This is a genomic window from Shimia thalassica (assembly GCF_001458215.1).
GTDB classification, from domain to species: domain Bacteria; phylum Pseudomonadota; class Alphaproteobacteria; order Rhodobacterales; family Rhodobacteraceae; genus Shimia; species Shimia thalassica.
This window is the reverse complement of record NZ_CYTW01000003.1, coordinates 360,607-381,364: the sequence shown is the minus strand read 5'-3', so window position 1 is coordinate 381,364 and position 20,758 is coordinate 360,607. Positions and strand designations below refer to the sequence as shown.

The following is a 20,758-nucleotide window of genomic DNA, read 5'->3' as shown; positions in this document are numbered from 1 at the left end:
CACCGTGACGGTGCCCGGGGTGTCCCAAAGGGGCCATAAACAGAAAAAGCGCGCATCTGAACGATACGCGCTTTAAATTTGTCAGTAGTTTGGGCGCAGTTAGGCGAGATCGCCCGCCAGCGCCTTGTCAATCAAGTCAGCAGTTTCTTCGACGCCATAAAGCGCCGCAAACCCACCAAAGCGCGGGCCTTGGCTTGCCCCCAACAGAACCTCATAAAGGGCTTTGAACCAGTCGCGCAGGTTGTCGAACCCGTGCAGCTTGCCCACCGCGAACACGATCGATTGCAGGAATTCGTCCGACCCGAAATCAACGTCAGGAAGCGGATCGTCATTCCCCATCATCGCGTTCTTGCGCTTGATCAGATCAAGCGCCTTATCCCCGTCACGGAACGCAGCGGAGAGTTCTTCCAACGCGGCACGCTCTTGATCACTTGGCATACGGAAGGTTTTCGAGGGCTCGACAAAGTCTTCAAAGTATTTCACGGCAAAACCGGCCGCTGCATCCAGATCCGCGTGGGTCTCGGGTGTTGCGTCCGGGGCATACCGGCGGATGAACCCCCACAGGGTTTCTTTGTCATGTGCTGACGCCGCAGACGCGAGGTTCAACAGCATCGAGAAAGGAACAACCATATTCGACTGCGGAACATCTCCGCCATGGATGTGCCAAACCGGATTGTTCAACTGAGCTTTCAGGTCTTGCTTGTGATAGGCATTAAGCTGTTGATTGTATTCGTCCATGGCTTTTGGGATGACATCAAAGTGCATCCGCTTGGCCGTTTTTGGCTTCTGGTACATAAAGTACGACAAAGACTCGGCCGAGGCGTAGGTCAGCCAATCATCGATTGAGACGCCGTTGCCGGAGGTCTTGGAAATCTTCTGACCGTTTTCGTCTAAAAACAGCTCATAGGTGAAATGCTCTGGCGCCCGCCATCCGAGGATACGACAGATACTGTCATAGATCGGCGTGTTGGTGCTGTGGTCTTTACCGTACATTTCGAAATCAACTTCAAGCGCCGCCCAACGCGCGCCAAAGTCCGGCTTCCATTGCAACTTCACATTTCCGCCGGTGACGGGCAGCGTCCATTCTTTGCCATCTTCATCGTCAAAGGTGATGGTGTGGTTTTCAGCATCGACATTTTTCATCGGCACATACAAAACCCGACCAGTCTCTGGGTGGATGGGCAGGAAAATGGAATAGGTCTGGCGACGCTCTTCGCGCAATGACTTCAGCATGACGGCCATGACCTCGTCATACTTTTCAACTGCGCGCTTCAGAACCTCGTCGAACTGGCCCGACTGGTAAAACTCTTGCGCGGAATAGAATTCGTATTCGAACCCGAAGGTATCAAGGAACCTGCGCAACATCGCATTGTTATGGTGGCCAAAGCTTTCGTGTGTGCCAAATGGATCCGGCACCGAGGTCAACGGCTTTTGCAGATGCTCATAAAGGCTTTCGGAGTTTGGCACATTGCTTGGCACTTTGCGCATGCCGTCCAAATCGTCCGAAAAGCAGATGAGCTTTGTCGGGATATCCGAGATCACCTCAAACGCGGTCTTGATCATCGTGGTGCGCGCGACTTCGCCAAAGGTGCCAATGTGCGGCAAACCCGACGGTCCATACCCGGTTTCGAACAACACATACCCCTTTTCAGGAGGCTGCTTTTGGTAACGTTTGAGGACGCGGCGCGCTTCTTCAAAGGGCCAGGCTTTCGAAACGAGTGCAGCGTCGCGCAATTCAGACATAGTATTCTCCATCGGGGGAACGCCCTGCACAATGCAGAACGAACCGCGGCTTCCTATTGTGCCCATGCAGCATGGTCAACATTTAGCTGCAAAACAAACCGATTTAACCGCTATCTGCGGCCTCGCTGCCGCGAGCCACAATCCAGTCGCAAACGGCGCGAGCCTCGCGTCTCGCAGCCAGCCCGTCGCGCAGGGCCACATAGTATCCACGGGCAGAGTGGGTCTCAGACTCACCCAACCGTACCATTGCTCCGCTTTCAAGGAAATCATCCAGCAACCCAGACCAGCACAGGCACACCCCCTGCGCCGCCAAGGCAGCATTCACAACCATCGCATAGGAGTTGAAATCCAGAAGCCGCACATCATCCGGCATTTCTTCACCTTGCGAGGAAAACCAGCTTGGCCAATCGTGCCAGTGGCGCCTTGCGGTTTCCATCGTGAGCAATGTCATACCTTCAAAGCTGCCCGCACTTCCCCTGCGGCGCTGCAGGTAAAGAGGGCTGGCAACGGGAAAGACACCACTTCCCAGAACTCGCGCTTCCCCCGCAGCACCGGAATCGGATAAGCCGAACCGTACAGAGACGTCCCCCGAACGTTCGGGATCACCATACTCTTGGCTTATGATGCGAATCGTCACCTCGGGAAAGTCTGCTTCAAGTTCGGCCAGTTTAGGAATCAACCATGATCCGACAAACCCGGATGGCGCAGAAACCGTCACAACCCCCTGCCGACTGCCTTTTCGCAACCTGTCCGTTACGGCTTCGATCTGACCAAAGCTGCCGCGCAAAACATGCGCAAGGTCTCTACCCTGTTGGGTTAATTGCACCGGTTTGTGCGTGCGGTCGAATAATCGACACCCCAGATCGGCCTCTAGTGCCGCAATCCGTCGGGAAATTGCCGGTTGCGAAACATTCAACTCATTTGCGGCTCCGGTCAGTGTACCATGGCGTACCGCAGCATAAAAAGCTGTTAGGCCAGAGAAGGCAGGAAGGCGTACAGACATTATAACCTCAGCGTATAATCCTGTTCACTTTTAGCGCATTGCCGCGACTCTCCCAAGCCCCTTAGATGATTTCAACAACAGGAGGCGCACATGACCACTCTCACCGCACACGACCCTTTCAGCATTGTCGCCGATAACATCTCGACCGAACCATCCAGCACCGCTTTTTCTCTCGATGCTGCCAACGTCCCACTGGAAGGCGGAACTGATCCCACCTTTGGCACCGTGCGTTGGCGCACTTTGATCAACGGCAATAGCGACTCTCCAAAAGAATTCGTTCTTGGCATCGCAGAATTTGAACCACACGGAACGCTTTTGCCCCATCGCCATGACGCGGCCGAGTTCTATTTCGGACTTGAGGGCAGCGGCATTGTCACAATCGACGGCACGCCTCACGAAATGCGCCCCGGTGTAGCGCTCTATGTTCCGGCCGACGCCGAACACGACACCGTGGCGGGGCCGGACGGCCTGCGGTTCTCTTACGGCTTTGCCGAAGCAAGCTTCGCCGATATCCACTATCGGTTTAGTGCTGCCAACTCCTGATCTCCCCTTGCTGGAAGACATGCGGACACCTATTCTCTGGGACAAGCAACTTTTCGAAGGATCGAGTACTTGTCTCAGGATATACCTAACCCACTCACGCCCCAAGACAGCCTTGTCGCCGTGATGGTCGCCATCTCAGCTTCGGACGAAAACATTCGCACTGCCGAACTGGTCAAGATCCAGTCCGCAGTGAACAATTTGCCCATCTTTGCAGACTATGATCTGGATCGGCTGAAAACGGTTTCTCAGACCGTGTTCGATCTGTTCGAACAAGAGGACGGCCTGACAGCGTTGTTCGGGTTGATCCGCGAGAGCCTGCCCGAGCGCCTGTTCGAAACCGCCTATGCGCTGGCTTGTGATGTTGCCGCCGCAGACGGATCACTGGCCGAGTCCGAACTGCGCCTGCTCGAAGAAATCCGCTACGAGCTTGAGATCGACCGCCTGCATGCCGCCGCCATCGAACGTGGCGCGCGTGCTCGCCACATGATCTGAATACTGAGTTCACAAAATCACATCTGAGTGGCGCGTGCCAAAACGCGCCGCTCACTAGGCCCCATAAAGAACATCCCAGCGCTCAATAAGCTTCTGTTGAAGCTGTTTGGCTTTCCGGTTCCATGTCCGCGCGCCAGGCGGGCGTTCCCGCTCACCTTCTTTGATTGATCGGCGGGCATCTGCATCCACTGCAAAAATCGCAAAGGCCAGTTCCGTGCCGTCTTGTGCGGTCATATAGCCAGCCAAACCACTTACAAAATTAAGCGTCCCTGTTTTGGCGGCAACGTGAATGGCCTGCTGTTTGACAGGACGCCCCTTCTGGTCTCGAAATTTGAATTCTTTCAATATCGGCTGCAGCGTTGTTTGTGACCCGGCCTTGGCCAAAGCACTCACCAATTCGGCGGGTCGCAACCGCGAATTCGCCCCAAGTCCCGAATGATCCACCAAAGCGGCATGTGCCATGCCCAACCGGTCCCGCGCCCAGCGGTTCATCTCGTTTGCGCTGTCTTCAAGAGACCCCAAAGGTGCCCCGCGACGCTTGGAAGCTGTCATTCCCACCACTTCTGCGGTCAGGTTGGTCGAATACTTCAGCATCGCTTTCAAAATCGGGCGCAGCGTCCCGCTTTGATACCGCACGACCACTTGTCCCGCGGGCCGGTTGTTTGTTTTGCGCGCCTTGCCCAACACAATGCCGTTGGCACGTGCCAGCGTCCGAAACACATCGCCAGCATACAGTTCGGGTTGGCGCACCGGCAGCCATCGCGCCCCGCCCTTGCCCAGCGCACGAGACGCGACGGTCCAGTGATCGACGTTCTTGCGAGCTTCATAGGTATAGACGGGCACGCTACGGGACGTGACTTTCATTTTGGCCACGCTTACATCGGGGCGGTATTTCTTGCTGCGCGCATCCATCGTCACAACCCAGCCTTTGCTGCCGTGTTTCCATTCGAAATGGACGCGGTTGTAATTCAGGTTAAGACCGGAAATCGCGGGACTGTATCCCGCATGATCGGGTTGCAGCGGGTCCAATTTACGCACAAACGGCAACGCGCCACCGTATACCAAGAACTGGCCTTTGACCTCGCGCACACCGGCCTCTTTCAGCTGCGCGGCCATATTGGCCAAGGTATCCGTATCCAATGTGGGATCCCCCCCACCGACAAGCACCAGATCACCGCCCAAAACACCGTTTTTGATCGTACCTGTTGTGACCAGCGTGGTTTCAAAGCGATAATCGGCGCCGAGAACATCCAATGCATACATTGCTGTCAGCGCCTTGGTGACGCTCGCAGGCGGCACACCGGCGGCGGGTTGATGCCCTTCCAGAACCAGTCCGGTTTTGGCATCCGCCACTGCAAACCCGATTTCGCCGCTGATACCAGAGGAACGGATCAAACTGGATGCCGCAGGCGCCGTACGCTTGCCAAGACCGTCAGGACGCAAAACCGGGCGCAGGGAAACAGAGGGCGGATTTGCCCAGACCGGCAAGGCCGCACCCGCAAATGCCCCACTTAAAAACAATCGTCTCGAAATACGCTTCGTCATGCGGTGACATTAACCTTCCCCGGCCATTTCAGACAAGCATCAGAATGCCATTTTCCCACACTTCAGAACATGTTAGCGATTTGCACCATGTGGCAGGCCTTAATCATAATGTTCATCGCGATGTCGATGATCCCGGCAGGGGACACCGCGGGCAAGCTGTTGTCATCCGCGCACGAGGCAAGTCCGCTTTATGTGGCATGGTCCCGTTTTGTGATCGGAAGCCTGATCGCCTTGCCTTTGGTCCGCGCGGGCACACTTCGCCTGATGCGGGATTGGCGCATTTGGCTTCGGGCCATGCTCTTGACGGGCGGCATCACGAATATCCAGTTTGCACTTCAAACAGCACCAGTTGCAGATGTGTTCGCGGCCTTTTTCGTTGGCCCGATCTTCAGCTATGTCTTGTCCGTGGTGTTGTTGAAAGAACGCGTCACCCCTCTTCGTTCCGTCTTGATGGCACTCGGGTTTCTTGGTGTGCTCTTGGTCGTGCGCCCCGGATTTCAGGCATCGTCAGGTCTGGGATTTGCCCTTGTTGCGGGGCTGTTTTACGGCGCGTTCCTGACCGCGTCCCGCTGGTTATCCGCGGTCGGTCGCCCTGGAAGCCTGCTGTTCACACAGCTCTTCCTAAGCGCGGTTTTGATGACACCATTCTGTATCACGCTGATCCCGCCTCTTTCGGGCACGATGATGACCCTTACTTTGGCAAGCGCTGTTTTCTCGATGGGCGGGAACTTTTTGTTGCTCTTTGCCTATGCCCGCGCGGACGCCACAACACTGGCCCCCTTTGTTTACTTCCAGTTGATCTCGGCCGTGATACTCGGCTGGCTGGTCTTTCATGACCTGCCGGATGCTGTCACGATCGCTGGTCTGTTCCTTATCATCGGGGCCGGTCTTGCCTCTGCCCTTCTCAATCGCCGCAGCGTGAAACTTACCTGACCCAACGTCCCGCCGCGCGAATTTCCGTCGAACTTGCATCTGTCATCGGCATATTAACAAAGCACCATGCCGGTGTCGTCACAGTGGACAGCAAACGGCTTTCTCTCGATCTGAGACGATAGCGGCCGAAAATCTGTGCCGCCGGCCCGCTGCGCGCGCTTGTGCGATCACCGGGACGTGCCAACACGCCAACAGGCACCCGATGCATAATCTCGCGCCAGTCTTTCCACATATGGAACTGGGCCAGATTGTCCGCGCCCATCAACCAGACAAAGCGCACCCGCGGATAGGCCGCCTGCAACGCGGCAATGGTTTCCGCAGTGTACCTTGTGCCCGCACGATATTCGAAATCCGAAATATCAACCTTTGGATGCTGCATCAGATTTTGGGCAGCCTCAACGCGCCGCGCCATCGACGCTGGCCCTTGATCTTTCAGTGGATTTCCCGGGCTAACCAGCCACCACACCCGATCCAGATTGAACCGCTTCAACGCTTCGCGTGTGATACGCGCATGACCTTCGTGGGGGGGATCAAACGATCCTCCCAGCAGACCGATGGTCAAACCGCGATATTTCCCTTGCACGCCAAGCATGGGCTTCGGTTTACTGCGCCGGTTTGCCTGTGACAACAACGGTTTACCCCTTTTCGATCTTTGAGCGCCAGAAACAGGTTGCAGGCAATCTCGTCTCTTGACCTGTATACGAGATCGGATATGGTGCGGAAAATTTAGTTGACCAAAGTAAACCAATGCCTCTTGATCCCGTTGCCCGCATCCGCCGTTTCAACCGAGCTGTGACCCGAGAAACCGGCGTTTTGGACCAATCCTTTCTGGGACGAGGGCGCCCTTTGGGCCCTGCACGTGTGATCCATGCGATTGGACACAAGGGGGGCGATCTGGAAACGTTGCGCCTTTACCTCGGTCTTGAAAAAGCCGTGCTCAGCCGCTTTTTGAAAACCCTGCAAGACGACGGTCTTGTTACGCTTCGTGCAGCGCCCGAAGATGGCCGTCGACGCATTGCCGATCTTACAGACGCCGGCCGCGCCGAATTTGAAGCCTATAATGCGCTGTCAGATCAACAGGCACAGTCGCTCCTGACCCGTCACGTGTCCTCGGAAACCCTGCTGGCAGCAATGGATCTGGTTGCAACTGCGCTTGGTCGTGATGATATCTCGGTGATTGAAGTTTCCCCCACGACGCCGGATGCGCTCTATTGCCTGCAAGAATACTATGGCGAACTGGCGCGACGCCTCGAAACCGGTTTTGATGTGAACCTAAGCTGCGATCCCGACGCCGCAGATATGCTGCCCCCGCGCGGATCGTTTCTTGTCGCCCTGTCAGACGGGCTGCCCCTTGGCTGTGTGGGTCTCAAAGGTACTGACAAAGGGTATGCGGAAATCAAACGCCTTTGGATATCTCCTGCCTCTCGCGGTCTTGGGCTTGCCCGCCGCCTGATGGGGCAAGTCGAAGAAACCGCACAGAAACTCGGGATCAAAACGCTGCGCCTCGACACGAATTCGGCACTGCCCGAAGCGGTTGCGCTCTATCAGAAATCGGGATGGACCGAAATTGACCGGTTCAATGACGATCCGTATCCGGACGTTTTCTTCGAAAAGCACCTCTGAAAGCGGCCCGTTTCCGGCCTGATACTGTTAGGGTAGGATTTTGCGTGCCAATGCGGTGACACGCGCGCGCCCTAACGACACAAACATACGCAGCCCTGTGCCCCAGACCTTGGCGCGGCTGGTCTTTTCTTCATGGGGGGGCTGGGTGTCGATTTCGTAACTGCCCAACGGGCCTGCCATTTGGTTCACAACCCCCATGGCATCCTTGTTACGCCGCAACATGTTCTGTTGCGCATCAAACGAGGGCCAAATGCGGGATGCCTGCAGATCGGGATAGGACCGCTGTGCTTGTATGGCCAGTTTCCGACCAAAGGCAGGAGACCACCCGTTTACCCAACGCGTCACAATCATTTCGGCATCCGTCAGACCCCGATTGATGACTTCATCCTTACTTTCATGAAACGCAACATCGGGCTCAACCGGCAACCAGGCCAGAACTTCATCGGCAACCGCGTTGCGCACCCGCGAGTAGTTGCGCACCGTTATTGATGCGATCTCTTTCTGACTCTGCAACCGCTTGAGCACACGCATGGTGATCAAGGGGCGGTTGTATTTGCGGACATATGCATCCAGCGGATTAACACCGCCATGCGCCCGCACGATTTGCATGTAAGACGACGTCGCATGCCCGATCGGATTGCGGATAAACAACAGGACGTGGATTTCATCAAACCCAAATCGGGTACACCACGACCGCCAACGCTCCATTTCGGTATCAAACTGCTCGGCAAGGCTGTTGAAAAAGCCCTCGTAGCTTAACAAAACGTCCTGATTTGCCGGCAACGACTCTATCCGCGCTTCAAGCCCGTCGTCATGCTCCGTGCCAGATGTCGTGATCCCGCGCGTGGCGAGGTCTTTCAAACCGGTGCGAATGGGATACCCGATCCCATGAGAAGCGAGAACATCCAGATTTCTGGCGAACAATGCCTGCAAATAGGATGAGCCTGTCTTGTCATGTCCAATGTGGATCCAAAGTCGGCGCATACTCGAAATCTGTCTCGCAAAATCGTCTCTGCTCGAAGGTTTGGCTTGCCAACTACGCGATGTCAATCAACCAGCGCCCATTCAGCCACCGCCAACCACCTTTTGCCCTCGGCTTTTGCACATCCTCGCATTGCTCCTCGTCCGCCCATTCGTTATCACACCCTGCAACACCTTATTTCCAACCGGAGTCGGCACCAATGGCATCCTATCAATACGTCTACCACATGCAGGGGGTCTCCAAGACCTATCCTGGTGGCAAGAAATGCTTCGAGAACATTCACCTCAGCTTCCTGCCCGGTGTGAAAATCGGCGTGGTTGGCGTCAACGGCGCCGGTAAATCAACCCTGATGAAAATCATGGCCGGCATGGACAAAGAGTTCACAGGGGAAGCCTGGGCCGCAGAAGGCGCCAAAGTGGGCTACCTGCCTCAGGAACCCAAACTCGACGAAACCCTGACCGTGCGCGAAAACGTCATGCTGGGTGTTTCCGAGAAAAAAGCCAAAGTGGACCGCTTCAACGCAATCGCGATGGAAATGGCCGAGAATTATTCCGACGAGTTGATGGAAGAGATGACCGTCCTGCAAGACGCCATCGATTCCGAAAACCTCTGGGATCTGGACAGTCAGGTCGACATCTCGATGGAGGCCCTGCGCTGCCCTCCTGATGACGCCAAGATTTCGGATCTGTCGGGCGGTGAAGCACGTCGTGTTGCATTGTGCAAACTGCTGCTGGAAGCACCCGATATGCTTCTGCTTGACGAACCGACCAACCACCTTGACGCCGAAACCATCGCTTGGCTGCAACAGCACCTGATCGACTACAAGGGCACCATCCTCTGCGTAACGCACGACCGGTATTTCCTCGATGATATCACCAGCTGGATTCTCGAACTGGACCGCGGCAAGGGCATTCCCTACGAAGGCAACTACTCTGCCTGGCTCGAGCAAAAAGCCAAACGTCTTGAGCACGAAGCCAAAGAAGACAAATCCAAACAGAAAACGCTGGAACGCGAACTTGAATGGATGCGTCAGGGCCAGAAAGCCCGTCAGGCAAAATCCAAAGCGCGTATCTCGGCCTATAACGAGATGGCCAACCAGTCCGAGCGCGAAAAAGTCGGCCGCGCCCAGATCGTTATTCCAAACGGTCCGCGTCTTGGCTCTAAAGTGATCGAGGTTAACGGTATATCGAAGCACTTCGGCGACAAACAACTGATCGAGAACCTCGAATTCTCGCTGCCCCCCGGTGGTATCGTCGGCGTGATCGGCCCCAACGGTGCAGGTAAATCAACCCTGTTCAAAATGCTGACAGGTCAGGAACAGCCCGATGAAGGCACCGTTGAATACGGCGACACAGTAAAGCTGTCCTATGTGGATCAGTCGCGCGATGATCTCAAAGACAGCGAAACCGTTTGGGAAGCGATTTCCGGCGGTGCCGAAATCATCGAACTGGGTGACGCACAGGTCAATTCCCGTGCCTATTGTTCGTCCTTCAACTTTAAAGGCGGTGACCAGCAAAAGCCGCTGAACCTCTTGTCCGGTGGTGAGCGTAACCGCGTCCACATGGCGCGCTTGCTCAAAGAAGGCGGCAACGTGCTGTTGCTCGACGAACCGACCAACGATCTGGACGTCGAAACCCTGCGGGCCCTCGAAGACGCCCTTGTCGACTTTGCAGGTTGCGCCGTGGTCATCTCGCACGACCGCTTTTTCCTCGACCGGATCTGTACCCACATGCTCGCCTTCGAAGGTGATGCCCATGTGGAATGGTTTGAAGGCAACTTCGAAGACTACGAAGAAGACAAGAAACGCCGTCTTGGCGCCGATGCGCTTGAACCCAAGCGCCTGAAGCACAAAAAGTTCTCGCGTTAATGCAAAGGGCGGCTTTCAGGCCGCCCTTTCTTTTGGCCCAGATCATCCCGTTTCTGGGGTCAGGCCTATACCCGCCTCCAGCGCCTTCCATGTCGTCACATCCTCGCCAGCCTCTTGAAACACCTCTTGGCGGCAGGACCTCACTTCGTTAACCAATGACAAACCATCCACCTCGGAGATCCCATGCAAGCCTTGAAGCCAGCCCTGCCCGTTATCCTTGCTGCAATCGTCATGGCACTGGTCGTGGTGTTTGATGTCCCGACAAGCTTTGGGGCACACCCGTGGTGGTCGACGAAGTCCGTATTGATCGGTGCGCCGATTGGTATTGTCATCGCGGTCTTGGCCACACGCCTTACGATCTCTGCGATGGTCCGGCGCATTACCTTTGCCGTTGCCGTGGTCGCAGCCTTTGGTGTGGCCAAATACGGTGGAGAGCAATTTGCCGCCTCCTATGCAGAGGACGCCTTTGCCGGTAAACTTTGGTTCTTTGGCTGGATTGCAACATCTGCTGCGGTTGCTGCGTGGTTGGTAACACTGTTTCAAACCATGCTCGACAAATCGCCTGTGAAATCCGACTGAGATTTCCGTCTCTTAAAGGCGCCTACCTCCTGCACTTCAAGACATCTCTGACCTAAACGCGTGAACGCGACCGGTTCTTACTGCTTTTTGCGGTGAAATCGGGTAGAGTCACGAGGACGGAGTGCAGATTAACCGCTCATTAACTCAACTGGCATAATCTGCGAAAATCCGCCTTTTTTGGTGTTTGACGCATGTGTGCCCCTGAGATGCCGTATTTTTGACGCATTCTCTTGGTGCCTTATATTACGAGGAATGGCGCCTATTTGTCCCCGCGCCACAGGCAGGAGAATCCCATGGCCTTAGTAATGATCCTAATCTGCAGCATGATCGGCCTGTTCTTGGCCGCTGTTCAGATTGTCGTTCTTGAAAACGGTCTTTGGCAGGCATTTACCACGTATATGGGGTTCGCAATCGGCTATCCAATCGCATTTTTCCTTTTCCTATGGCTTTTGGACGTCCTGCGTCACCGGCTTTCCCCAGCGGACGACCAGGAACACGCTGACGCACATCATCCGGTGACGACACACTGATCTGCCGGACTTTGTGAAAAGAAACGCTGTGGCGGTCGCTGTCCCGCTGCCACAGCGTTGCTTCCATTAAAATCCTTACGCTTCGTCCGGAACAGGTCTGGGTTTTCCATGTTCGTCAATTGCGACATAGGTAAAAACCGCTTCGGTGACCTTTTCCTTGGCACGTCCCTGATGCCGTACAACCCAGGCCTCGATACGGATCCCCATTGAGCTGCGCCCGATCCGTTCGACCCAAGCCCACACACACAGAATATCTCCGACAGCCACAGGGCGAATGAACTTCATGGCATCCACCGCAACGGTGGTCACGCGCCCCTGACCTCTTTGCGCCGCGACAATGCCACTGGCAACATCCATCTGCGCCAAAACCCAACCGCCAAATATGTCGCCATTCACGTTCACATCCGAAGGCATCGCCACGGTTCGCAGCGTGGCTTCACCGCTGGGATAGATCTCTTCGCTCATATCTTGGCTCCTTGTTGCTTATCGCCATCCTAACCCGCTGGATTGCTGCGGAAAAGCTGGTAGAACCACGGGGCGCAACTTGAGAACCCTATGACCAATTATGACATCCTTGTCATCGGCGCCGGCCCTGCCGGAAGCGCCGCAGCCACAACAGCCGCGGCTGCGGGGTATCGCGTTGCTCTGCTCGACAAGGCAAGCTTTCCACGCAACAAGCTTTGTGGCGGGCTGTTTACCGGTCGCAGCAGGTCATATTATCGCGAAATCTTTGGCGAGGACTTTGACACCACCGGCGCGGTCACGCGGGATGCCATTGAGTTCTGGCATGAAGGCAGCCGCCTTGCACGGCTGGAAGACGTTCCGCCCTTTAATCTCACCATGCGGGTCGAGTTGGACAATACATTGTTTCAACATGCCTTGGCAGCTGGTGCCGAGGATCGGACCGGCCATGCCATCGCCGAAATCGATGGTGGCAGCGTTACCCTCAAAGATGGCGCGCGGCTGGGCGCAAGCATCATAATCGGCGCGGACGGGGTCAATTCGATTGCCGCCAAATACCTGTATGGCAAAGCTTTCGACACAAGCACAATTGGGTTTGGCCTCGAGATCGAGGCGTCACCGGCAGAACAATCCCTACAAGACCAGCCATTGCGGATCGATTTCGCTTCCGCGACCTGGGGCTATGGATGGTCATTCCCCAAACAGGGCTCCACCACTGTGGGGGTTGGCGGACTACGTTCCGCCAATCCGGACATGAAAGACAAGATGTCGAGCTATCTGACTTCGCTTGGTCTGGACGGCGACACAAAACGTTTCAAGGGGCACCACCTGCCCTTTGGGGATTTTCGCGCCATCCCCGGCCGCAAGAATATCCTGTTGGCTGGTGATGCTGCGGGTCTTGTGGACCCGATCACCGGCGAAGGCATCGCATTCGCCATGAAAAGCGGACAACTGGCGGCGCAATCCGCAATCAAGGCCCTGTCGCAAGACTCCCCTGACAAGGCGCTGGCACTCTATCAGACCTCGCTGAAAGAGATGCACCGCTCTCTTTGGATTGCGCGCAATCTCCGCCGCATCATTTTTGCCCCCAAATGGCAGTCCGCCTTCACAGGCACGTTTCGCCGTTCGGGTACGGTGCGCATGATGTACATGCAGCTGCTGGCTGGCGAGATGGAGTACCCCGAGCTGGCGCGCGCGGTTGTGCGCCGCCTGCCCCGCTATGTTCTTAACAGGTTTCGGCGCTAGACACCCTGCTGCGCTAGATGCTCTTGCGCACCCAATTCACAATGGCCGAGGCGGGCATGGCACCGGATTGACGGGCCTTTTCACGCCCCCCTGCAAAGGTTGCCATCGTCGGGATGCCGCGAATGCCATAGGTCCTGCTGGCTTGTGGATGATCCTCAGTATTCAGCTTCACAAGACGCACCTGCCCATTCAAATCTTGCGCGGCTTGTTGAAATTGCGGCGCCATCTGGCGACAAGGACCGCACCAAGGCGCCCAGAAATCCACCACCAAAGGCAAGTCATCGTTGCGGGCGGCCTTTTGCAAAGTCGCAAGATCGACCTCGATCACCTTTGACGAAATCAGCTTTGCACCACATGTGCCGCACTTTGGGCCAGAGGCTAGCTTGTCGACAGGAACCCTGTTGACTTGGCCACACCCCAGACAGGTCAGCTTCTTACCGCTCATTGTTTCTGCTCCAAACATGTTCAGATTTCGAGATATATATGACTTCGCTTCACAATTGGAACCCCACCCACGCAAAAGGGCCAGAGGTTTCCCTCTGGCCCTTCGTCCGCGTTGCTCCCCGCGGTAAAACGCTTACTTCAGCGCCTTGTCTGTGATGGCATGTGTCCAAGCGCCTTCTGGCTTGGCTGTGATGACAGGGTCAGAACCGCCCGACATCAGGCTTGCAACCGTGCGCTCGTAATCTGCAGGGTCAAGCGCACCATTCGAGGCTGCGGTCAGCTTGGCGATTTCGCCCATCATGCGGATCTGGTGCTCTTCTGTCTGGGCACCCGATGCGTCGTTGTCCAGAACGATCATGGCAGCGTCGGTTGGGTTGGCTTCCGCCCACTTCCAGCCTTTCATGGATGCACGTACGAAACGGACCATCTTGTCTTCGAACGCCGGATCTTTCAGGTTGTCTTCCAGCACATACATGCCGTCTTCCAGCGTAGCGACGCCCTGATCTTCATACTTGAACACAACCAGATCATCCGGTGTCAGGCCCGCATCAATGATCTGCCAGTATTCGTTATAGGTCATGGTCGACACACAAGCCGCCTGACCTTGCAGAATCGGATCAACGTTGAAGCCTTGCTTGAGAACAGTCACGCCATCAGCGCCACCTTCTGTTGAAAGACCAAGTTTGTTCATCCAGCTCAGGAACGGATATTCGTTGCCAAAGAACCAAACACCCAGTGTTTTGCCTGCAAAGTCAGCTGGCGAAGCAATGCCTGCGTCCTTGCGGCACGTCAGCATCATGCCCGAAGATTTGAAGGGCTGCGCAATGTTGACCAGCGCCAGACCCTTTTCGCGTGACGCAAGCGCCGATGGCATCCAGTCCAGAACAACGTCTGCACCGCCACCCGCAATCACCTGAGCCGGCGCAATATCCGGACCACCGGGCTTGATTGTGACGTTAAGGCCCTCTTCTTCGTAAAATCCTTTGTCAGCCGCAACATAGTACCCTGCGAATTGCGCTTGCGTGACCCACTTGAGCTGTAGGGTTACGTCGTCTGCGGCATGTGCCATGCTGGCGGCAAACCCAAGCGCGGCAGCGCCAAGTGTTTTTGCTAGAGTTTTCATCTTCGTCTCTCCTTGTTGAACTTTATCTGTTTAATGCGGGCTGCTTTCAGCCTCTTTGTGATGGATGCCAGGATGTTACCGCTTTCTCGAGCAATGCAACGCCCCCGTAGAATGCCGATCCGACGACCGCGGCGACAACAATTTCGGCCCAGACCAAATCGAGTGCGAGCTGACCCACAGACGTCGAAATCCGAAATCCCATGCCTTTGATTGGTGACCCAAAGAATTCAGCCACGATTGCCCCGATCAACGCAAGCGTTGTCGCGATTTTGAGGCCGTTAAATATAAATGGCATTGCGGCGGGCAGCCGGAGTTTGATCAAAGTTTGAGCATAGCTCGCGGCATAGGTCCGCATCAAATCGCGCTGCATATGATCCGAGGCCTGAAGCCCCTGAACGGTATTCACAAGCATCGGGAAGAACACCATCACCACAACAACCGCAGCCTTGGATTGCCAGTCAAAACCGAACCACATCACAAGGATCGGTGCCATACCAATGATCGGCAAGGCGGCCACAAAGTTACCAACCGGCAAAAGCCCACGCTGCAAAAAGGGAAAGCGATCAATTGCTATGGCCGTCAGGAACGCCGCGCCGCAGCCAATGATATAGCCGGACAAGGCGCCCTTGATCACAGTCTGAACGAAGTCTTCCCAAAGAATGTTGGTCGACTCGGCAAAGGCGACCGCGATCATCGAGGGAGGCGGCAAAAGTACCGGAGAAATCTCGAGCCCCCGCACAAAACACTCCCACATCGCAATCAGTGTGATCCCGAAAATGATAGGAACCGCCAAACGTGTGAACGATGTCTTGGGCTTGTGTGAAAGCCAGATGTTCAACCGCCAGCCGACACCCCAAATGACAAAGCCTGAAAGGATCCAGATCATCGCGCCATCCCCATACGTTTCAGAACAATCTTCTGAAAAAGCCCGATCAACCCGACAAGCCCGGCAGCAAGCGCCGCCGCAACCAAAAGGGCACTCCAGATTTGAATGGTCTGTCCATAATAACTGCCCCCGAGCAACCGCGCGCCCAGACCGGCAACCGCACCGGTTGGCAATTCACCAACAATGGCCCCGACAAGCGACGCCGCCATCGCGATTTTCAATGATGTGAACAAATACGGCATCGAAGATGGCAAGCGCAGTTTCCAGAACTCCTGATTGGAATTGGCATTCCAGGTTTTCATCTGGTCAAGCTGCATATGGTCCGGACTGCGAAGCCCCTTCACCATGCCTACGACCACAGGGAAAAACGACAAATACATCGAGATCACGGCCTTGGGCAGCAGACCCGATATGCCAACCGCGTTGAGAACCACAATAATCATCGGTGCAATTGCCAGAATTGGAATGGTCTGAGACGCGATCACCCAAGGCATCACACTCATGTCCATCGTGCGATTATAGACAATCCCCACAGCAAGGGCGATTCCCAACGCCGTTCCCATCGCAAAACCAAGCAAAGTCGAGCTGAGAGTAATCCCGGTGTGATATAAAAGGGACCGCTTCGAAAAAGCCTTGCCCTTGATCACCATTGCACCGGTTGTTTTCCAAATCTCGGCGCCCACTTGATGCGGCGGAGGAAGTTTCGGTTTTTTCTGGCTCATTGTATCTGCAATCAACTCAGACGTCGTCAGCTCAACACCCGCACGTTTGGCTTTGTCATGTGCCCAAGCCGCGTTCAGGGCAACGGCCCCAGCATACCAAAGCACGAAAATTGCGATGACAACTGTCAAAACAGGAAGCACATTCCGCATCAAAGCGCCTCCATGCTTTTCATTGTTCCACAAATACTCGCAATGACTCCGTTTCCCAAAGAAACGAGGTCAAAATTGATGAGTATTTTAAGAACAACGAAAGGTTTCGCTGTTTGGTTTTGTGCACGGTACAGGCTGGAGAGCCGATGACCGTGAACAGTGAAAGGTTGCGTACCCTTGGTAAGGGCGGCTCCGGTGGGATATGCGCATGCATCAGTCATGCGCATGTCCCGCTCTTAGTCCATCCCGTACCCGATGTGCGATTTCGATGAACTCGGGTGAGTCGCGGATTTCCAAGGGACGTTCTTTTGGCAAAGTGCTTTCAATGACATCCGTGATCCGGCCCGGCCTTGGGGACATCACCACGATTTTGGTCGAAAGGTAGACCGCTTCGGGGATCGAATGGGTGACAAAGCCAATGGTTTTGTTGGTGCGTGCCCACAGTTCAAGCAGTTGCTCGTTCAAATGGTCGCGTACAATTTCGTCGAGGGCACCAAAAGGTTCATCCATCAACAGAATATCCGCATGAAACGCGAGTGCCCGAGCGATGGAGGCACGTTGCTGCATGCCCCCTGACAATTGCCATGGATACTTTTTTTCAAAACCGTCCAGATGCACCATTTCCAGCACTTCTTTGACCGCAGCGTCCTGTTCAGATTTGCTGACCCCCATAATCTCGAGCGGCAGACGGATGTTGCCGCCAATTGTGCGCCAAGGGTAGAGCCCTGCATGTTGAAATACATAACCATAGGCACGGGCGCGACGCGCGTCTTCGGCACTCACACCGTTCACCGTGATTTCACCCGCGGTCGGTTTCTCGAGATCAGCCATGACCCGTAAGAACGTGGTTTTGCCACAGCCCGAAGGGCCGATGAAACTTACGAAATCACCTTTGTTGATCTCAAGATTCACGTCTTTTAGGGCGTGAACAGGACCGTCATTCGTTTGGAAAGTCAGCGACAGGTTTTTTGCGCTGATCACGGGATCGGTTGTCAAAGTCGTTGCTCCGCTTGCCTTGGCTGGCTTGCATTTGGTGTGACCCCGCCAAAGGCGAGGTCACAGAATTTCATTATATCCCGGCGGGAATATTCATCGGGTCTCGGTTGATTTGTTTGGGTGCGGTCAGTTCTTTCCACTTGGACAGGGCGACATTCGCACTCGGAAAGGCAGGGCGCGGTACAAAGCGGCCACGTCCGGGATTGGGCTGCGAGTTCTGCCCCCACGCCCAGATCACTTCGCCGCGGCTCAGAGTGTAGCGTGATTGCGCCTTGACCTCGAAGCCTTCGAACACGTTGTAGTCCAGCACGGAGTGATGGTTGGCCTGGCTGATGGTTTTGCTGATCTTCGGGTCCCAAACTACGATATCTGCATCGGCGCCTTCGACAATCGCCCCTTTCTTGGGGTAGATATTGAGGATTTTCGCGACATTGGTCGAGGTCGCGGCCACAAACTCGTTAGGTGTCAGGCGACCGGTTTCCACACCTTCGGTCCACAGTACGGCAAGGCGCTCTTCAAGGCCATTCGAGCCGTTCGGGATTAGGCAGAAGTTGTCTTTGCCCATCAGCTTTTGCTCGCTGGTAAAGGCCGCGTGGTCGGTGGCCACAACCTGTAGGCTGCCCGCCTGCAGACCCGCCCAGAGGCTGTCCTGATGGCTTTTGTCCCGGAACGGTGGCGACATCACGCGCCGTGCCGAATGCATCCAGTCGCCTTTGAAGTATTCGCTTTCGTCCAGTGTCAGAAACTGGATCAAAGGCTCGCCGTAGACGCGCATGCCCTTTTGGCGGGCGCGGCGGATCGCTTCGTGTGTCTGTTCGCAGCTGACGTGCACAATATAGAGAGGCACACCGGCGGCATCGGCAATGGTAATGGCGCGGTTGGCGGCTTCGCCTTCAAACTCTGGCGGGCGGGAATAGGCGTGGCCTTCGGGTCCGGTGATCCCCTGTTCCAGCATTTGTTGCTGCATATCGGCAACCAGATCGCCGTTTTCGGCATGGACCATGGGCAATGCGCCCAATTCCTTGCACCGCTTGAACGAGGCGAACATCTCGTCGTCCTCGATCATCAGGGCGCCCTTGTAGGCCATGAAGTGCTTGAACGAGTTCACGCCCATATCCACGGCGTCTTTCATTTCGTCGAAAACAGTCTCGTTCCAGCCTGTGATAGCCATGTGATAGCCCACATCGGAACAGATCTGCGGCGCGGATTTGCGATGCCATTCATTGATCGCGTTTTTGATCGACCCGTCTTCGCCCGGCAGGCAGAAATCCACCACCATGGTTGTACCGCCAACCGCGGCGGCCCAAGTGCCGGATTCGAATGTTTCCGCGGCGGTGGTGCCCATAAATGGCATCTCGAGGTGCGTGTGCGGATCAATCCCGCCGGGGATCACATATGCGCCTTCGGCATCAATGTATTCATCGCCAACCAGATCCTCGCCGATCTGTTTGATGATCTCGCCCTCAATCAGGACGTCTGCTTTCCAAGTGCGATCGGCAGTACACACCATGCCGCCTTTGATAACTTTGGTACCCATTTGCTTTCTCCCTAGGCGCGGGACAGTGTCCCTGCTTTATCTTTCACGAGATCCCTTAGAGCGGCCAAACCCGAGTGTTGGCCGCTTCACACGGTTTTCACTCGACGATCTCGGCTGTTTCAAGAACCGCATGCATCAATACGTCTGTGCCCGCCGCAGCCCATTCTTTGGAAATCTCTTCGGCTTCGTTATGTGACAGGCCATCCACGCAAGGGCACATGATCATTGCTGTCGGGGCCACCTGATTGATCCAGCAGGCATCATGCCCTGCGCCTGAAATCAGATCGCGGTGGCTATAGCCCAAACGCTCGGCTGCATTGCGCACTGCGCTGACACAGGTTTCGTCAAATGCGACGGGGTCAAATCCGCCGACCTTTTCAAACGCAATCGTCAGCCCCATGTCGTCTGCAATCTTTTGCCCTTCGACACGCAGACGCGCTTCCATGTCCTCAATCACCGACAGGTCCGGACTGCGGAAATCAACGGTAAACACCACTTTGCCGGGGATCACGTTGCGCGAGTTTGGATAGACATCGATGTGACCTGCCGCGCCAACCGCATGCGGCGCGTGGCTCCATGCGATCTCGTCAACCTTTTCCAACACGCGCGCCATGCCCAGACCGGCATTCTTGCGCATTGGCATCGGGGTCGATCCTGTATGGCTGTCTTTGCCTTCGATGGTGACTTGGGTCCACGACAGGCCCTGACCGTGGGTGACGACGCCAATGTCCTTGCCTTCCGCTTCGAGGATCGGGCCCTGTTCGATATGCAACTCGAACATCGCGTGCATCTTGCGGGCGCCAACTTCTTCGTCGCCACACCAGCCGATCCGCTTCAGCTCGTCACCGAACTTCAGACCTTCGGCATCTTCGCGGTCATAGGCCCAGTCCTGGGTGTGAATTCCTGCGAACACGCCGGACGACAGCATCGCAGGTGCGTAACGTGTGCCCTCTTCGTTGGTCCAGTTGGTCACAACGATGGGGTGTTTGGTCTTGATGCCAAGATCCTTGATGGTGCGCAGAACTTCGAGACCGCCGAGCACACCAAGCACACCGTCGTATTTTCCGCCTGTCGGCTGGGTGTCGAGATGCGAGCCGATATAGACAGGCAGCGCATCGGGGTCGGTGCCGGGGTATTCGGCAAACATGTTGCCCATCGTATCTAGACCCATGGTACACCCGACTGCTTCGCACCATGACTGGAACAGGGCACGACCTTCGCCGTCTTCATCCGTGACCGTTTGACGATTGTTGCCACCTGCAACACCGGGGCCGATCTTGGCCATCTCCATCAGACTGTCCCACAGTCGATCGCCATTGATCTTGAGGTTCTCGCCAGGTGCGGCCATCTCAG

21 protein-coding genes are annotated in these 20,758 nt (G+C 55.7%); 8 read left to right on the top strand and 13 right to left on the bottom strand.

Annotated features, from left to right (window positions below; all coding sequences use genetic code 11):
* Nucleotides 1-99: 99 nt before the first annotated feature.
* Both PH7735_RS15145 and PH7735_RS15140 read right to left on the bottom strand, forming a co-directional pair.
* Nucleotides 100-1,743, bottom strand: a complete 1,644-nt coding sequence (locus PH7735_RS15145; protein ID WP_058312231.1) for a lysine--tRNA ligase — start codon at nucleotides 1,741-1,743, stop codon at nucleotides 100-102.
* Between the two features lie 103 nt (nucleotides 1,744-1,846).
* Entirely contained in the window at nucleotides 1,847-2,746 is a 900-nt protein-coding gene (locus tag PH7735_RS15140) for a LysR family transcriptional regulator (protein WP_058312230.1), read from the bottom strand.
* A 90-nt stretch (nucleotides 2,747-2,836) separates the two neighbouring features.
* Here PH7735_RS15140 and PH7735_RS15135 point away from each other — a divergent pair, with 90 nt between their 5' ends.
* Entirely contained in the window at nucleotides 2,837-3,289 is a 453-nt protein-coding gene (locus PH7735_RS15135; protein ID WP_082645258.1) for a cupin domain-containing protein, read from the top strand.
* Nucleotides 3,290-3,358: 69 nt separating this feature from the next.
* Nucleotides 3,359-3,781, top strand: coding sequence for a tellurite resistance TerB family protein (locus PH7735_RS15130; protein WP_082645257.1), 423 nt, complete (start codon nucleotides 3,359-3,361; stop codon nucleotides 3,779-3,781).
* Nucleotides 3,782-3,835: 54 nt separating this feature from the next.
* Here the strand turns inward: PH7735_RS15130 and dacB are convergent, their stop codons facing one another.
* Complete coding sequence (dacB, locus tag PH7735_RS15125; protein WP_058312228.1) at nucleotides 3,836-5,326, bottom strand: D-alanyl-D-alanine carboxypeptidase/D-alanyl-D-alanine endopeptidase; 1,491 nt, start codon at nucleotides 5,324-5,326, stop codon at nucleotides 3,836-3,838.
* A gap of 108 nt (nucleotides 5,327-5,434) precedes the next feature.
* Here dacB and PH7735_RS15120 point away from each other — a divergent pair, with 108 nt between their 5' ends.
* Nucleotides 5,435-6,259 (top strand): DMT family transporter, encoded by an 825-nt coding sequence (locus PH7735_RS15120; protein ID WP_233488325.1) that lies wholly within the window; start codon nucleotides 5,435-5,437, stop codon nucleotides 6,257-6,259.
* Here PH7735_RS15120 and PH7735_RS15115 read toward each other — a convergent pair.
* Nucleotides 6,252-6,851, bottom strand: coding sequence for a nicotinate-nucleotide adenylyltransferase (locus PH7735_RS15115; protein WP_058312226.1), 600 nt, complete (start codon nucleotides 6,849-6,851; stop codon nucleotides 6,252-6,254). The two genes, PH7735_RS15120 and PH7735_RS15115, sit on opposite strands and share 8 nt — an antisense overlap.
* A 155-nt stretch (nucleotides 6,852-7,006) precedes the next feature.
* Between PH7735_RS15115 and PH7735_RS15110 the strand changes: the two genes are divergently transcribed.
* Entirely contained in the window at nucleotides 7,007-7,882 is an 876-nt protein-coding gene (locus PH7735_RS15110) for a bifunctional helix-turn-helix transcriptional regulator/GNAT family N-acetyltransferase (protein WP_058312225.1), read from the top strand.
* Between the two features lie 27 nt (nucleotides 7,883-7,909).
* On the opposite strand, the gene PH7735_RS15105 is transcribed toward PH7735_RS15110, so the two are convergent.
* Nucleotides 7,910-8,866, bottom strand: a complete 957-nt coding sequence (locus PH7735_RS15105) for a hypothetical protein (protein WP_058312224.1) — start codon at nucleotides 8,864-8,866, stop codon at nucleotides 7,910-7,912.
* Nucleotides 8,867-9,063: 197 nt separating this feature from the next.
* Here PH7735_RS15105 and ettA point away from each other — a divergent pair, with 197 nt between their 5' ends.
* The 3 genes from ettA (at nucleotide 9,064) to PH7735_RS15090 (ending at nucleotide 11,840) form a co-directional block, all read left to right on the top strand.
* Entirely contained in the window at nucleotides 9,064-10,731 is a 1,668-nt protein-coding gene (gene ettA, locus PH7735_RS15100) for an energy-dependent translational throttle protein EttA (RefSeq protein ID WP_058312223.1), read from the top strand.
* Nucleotides 10,732-10,914: 183 nt separating this feature from the next.
* Nucleotides 10,915-11,310 (top strand): hypothetical protein, encoded by a 396-nt coding sequence (locus tag PH7735_RS15095; protein ID WP_058312222.1) that lies wholly within the window; start codon nucleotides 10,915-10,917, stop codon nucleotides 11,308-11,310.
* A 293-nt stretch (nucleotides 11,311-11,603) separates the two neighbouring features.
* Nucleotides 11,604-11,840 carry a hypothetical protein gene (locus PH7735_RS15090; protein WP_145865343.1) on the top strand — a complete coding sequence of 79 codons (237 nt, stop codon included), beginning with the start codon at nucleotides 11,604-11,606 and terminating at the stop codon, nucleotides 11,838-11,840.
* Nucleotides 11,841-11,915: 75 nt separating this feature from the next.
* Here PH7735_RS15090 and PH7735_RS15085 read toward each other — a convergent pair whose 3' ends face one another.
* The gene (locus PH7735_RS15085; RefSeq protein ID WP_058312220.1) at nucleotides 11,916-12,305 is read right to left on the bottom strand and encodes an acyl-CoA thioesterase; all 390 of its coding nucleotides are present in this window, start codon (nucleotides 12,303-12,305) and stop codon (nucleotides 11,916-11,918) included.
* Between the two features lie 90 nt (nucleotides 12,306-12,395).
* On the opposite strand from PH7735_RS15085, the gene PH7735_RS15080 reads away from it, so the two are divergent.
* Nucleotides 12,396-13,547: a geranylgeranyl reductase family protein gene (locus tag PH7735_RS15080; RefSeq protein ID WP_058312219.1), complete on the top strand. Its 1,152-nt coding sequence runs from the start codon at nucleotides 12,396-12,398 to the stop codon at nucleotides 13,545-13,547.
* Between the two features lie 13 nt (nucleotides 13,548-13,560).
* On the opposite strand, the gene trxC is transcribed toward PH7735_RS15080, so the two are convergent.
* The 7 genes from trxC to PH7735_RS15045 all read right to left on the bottom strand — a co-directional run bounded on the left by trxC (nucleotide 13,561) and on the right by PH7735_RS15045 (nucleotide 20,753).
* The gene (gene trxC, locus PH7735_RS15075) at nucleotides 13,561-13,992 is read right to left on the bottom strand and encodes a thioredoxin TrxC (RefSeq protein WP_058312277.1); all 432 of its coding nucleotides are present in this window, start codon (nucleotides 13,990-13,992) and stop codon (nucleotides 13,561-13,563) included.
* A gap of 132 nt (nucleotides 13,993-14,124) precedes the next feature.
* The gene (locus PH7735_RS15070; protein WP_058312218.1) at nucleotides 14,125-15,114 is read right to left on the bottom strand and encodes an ABC transporter substrate-binding protein; all 990 of its coding nucleotides are present in this window, start codon (nucleotides 15,112-15,114) and stop codon (nucleotides 14,125-14,127) included.
* Between the two features lie 46 nt (nucleotides 15,115-15,160).
* Entirely contained in the window at nucleotides 15,161-16,000 is an 840-nt protein-coding gene (locus PH7735_RS15065) for an ABC transporter permease (protein WP_058312217.1), read from the bottom strand.
* Nucleotides 15,997-16,872: an ABC transporter permease gene (locus tag PH7735_RS15060; RefSeq protein WP_370737389.1), complete on the bottom strand. Its 876-nt coding sequence runs from the start codon at nucleotides 16,870-16,872 to the stop codon at nucleotides 15,997-15,999. Before PH7735_RS15060 ends, PH7735_RS15065 begins: the two co-directional genes overlap by 4 nt.
* Before the next feature lie 213 nt (nucleotides 16,873-17,085).
* Nucleotides 17,086-17,868 (bottom strand): ABC transporter ATP-binding protein, encoded by a 783-nt coding sequence (locus tag PH7735_RS15055; RefSeq protein WP_058312216.1) that lies wholly within the window; start codon nucleotides 17,866-17,868, stop codon nucleotides 17,086-17,088.
* Between the two features lie 73 nt (nucleotides 17,869-17,941).
* Nucleotides 17,942-19,405, bottom strand: a complete 1,464-nt coding sequence (gene hydA, locus PH7735_RS15050; RefSeq protein WP_058312215.1) for a dihydropyrimidinase — start codon at nucleotides 19,403-19,405, stop codon at nucleotides 17,942-17,944.
* 97 nt (nucleotides 19,406-19,502) lie between these two features.
* Complete coding sequence (locus PH7735_RS15045; protein WP_058312214.1) at nucleotides 19,503-20,753, bottom strand: Zn-dependent hydrolase; 1,251 nt, start codon at nucleotides 20,751-20,753, stop codon at nucleotides 19,503-19,505.
* Nucleotides 20,754-20,758: the final 5 nt, after the last annotated feature.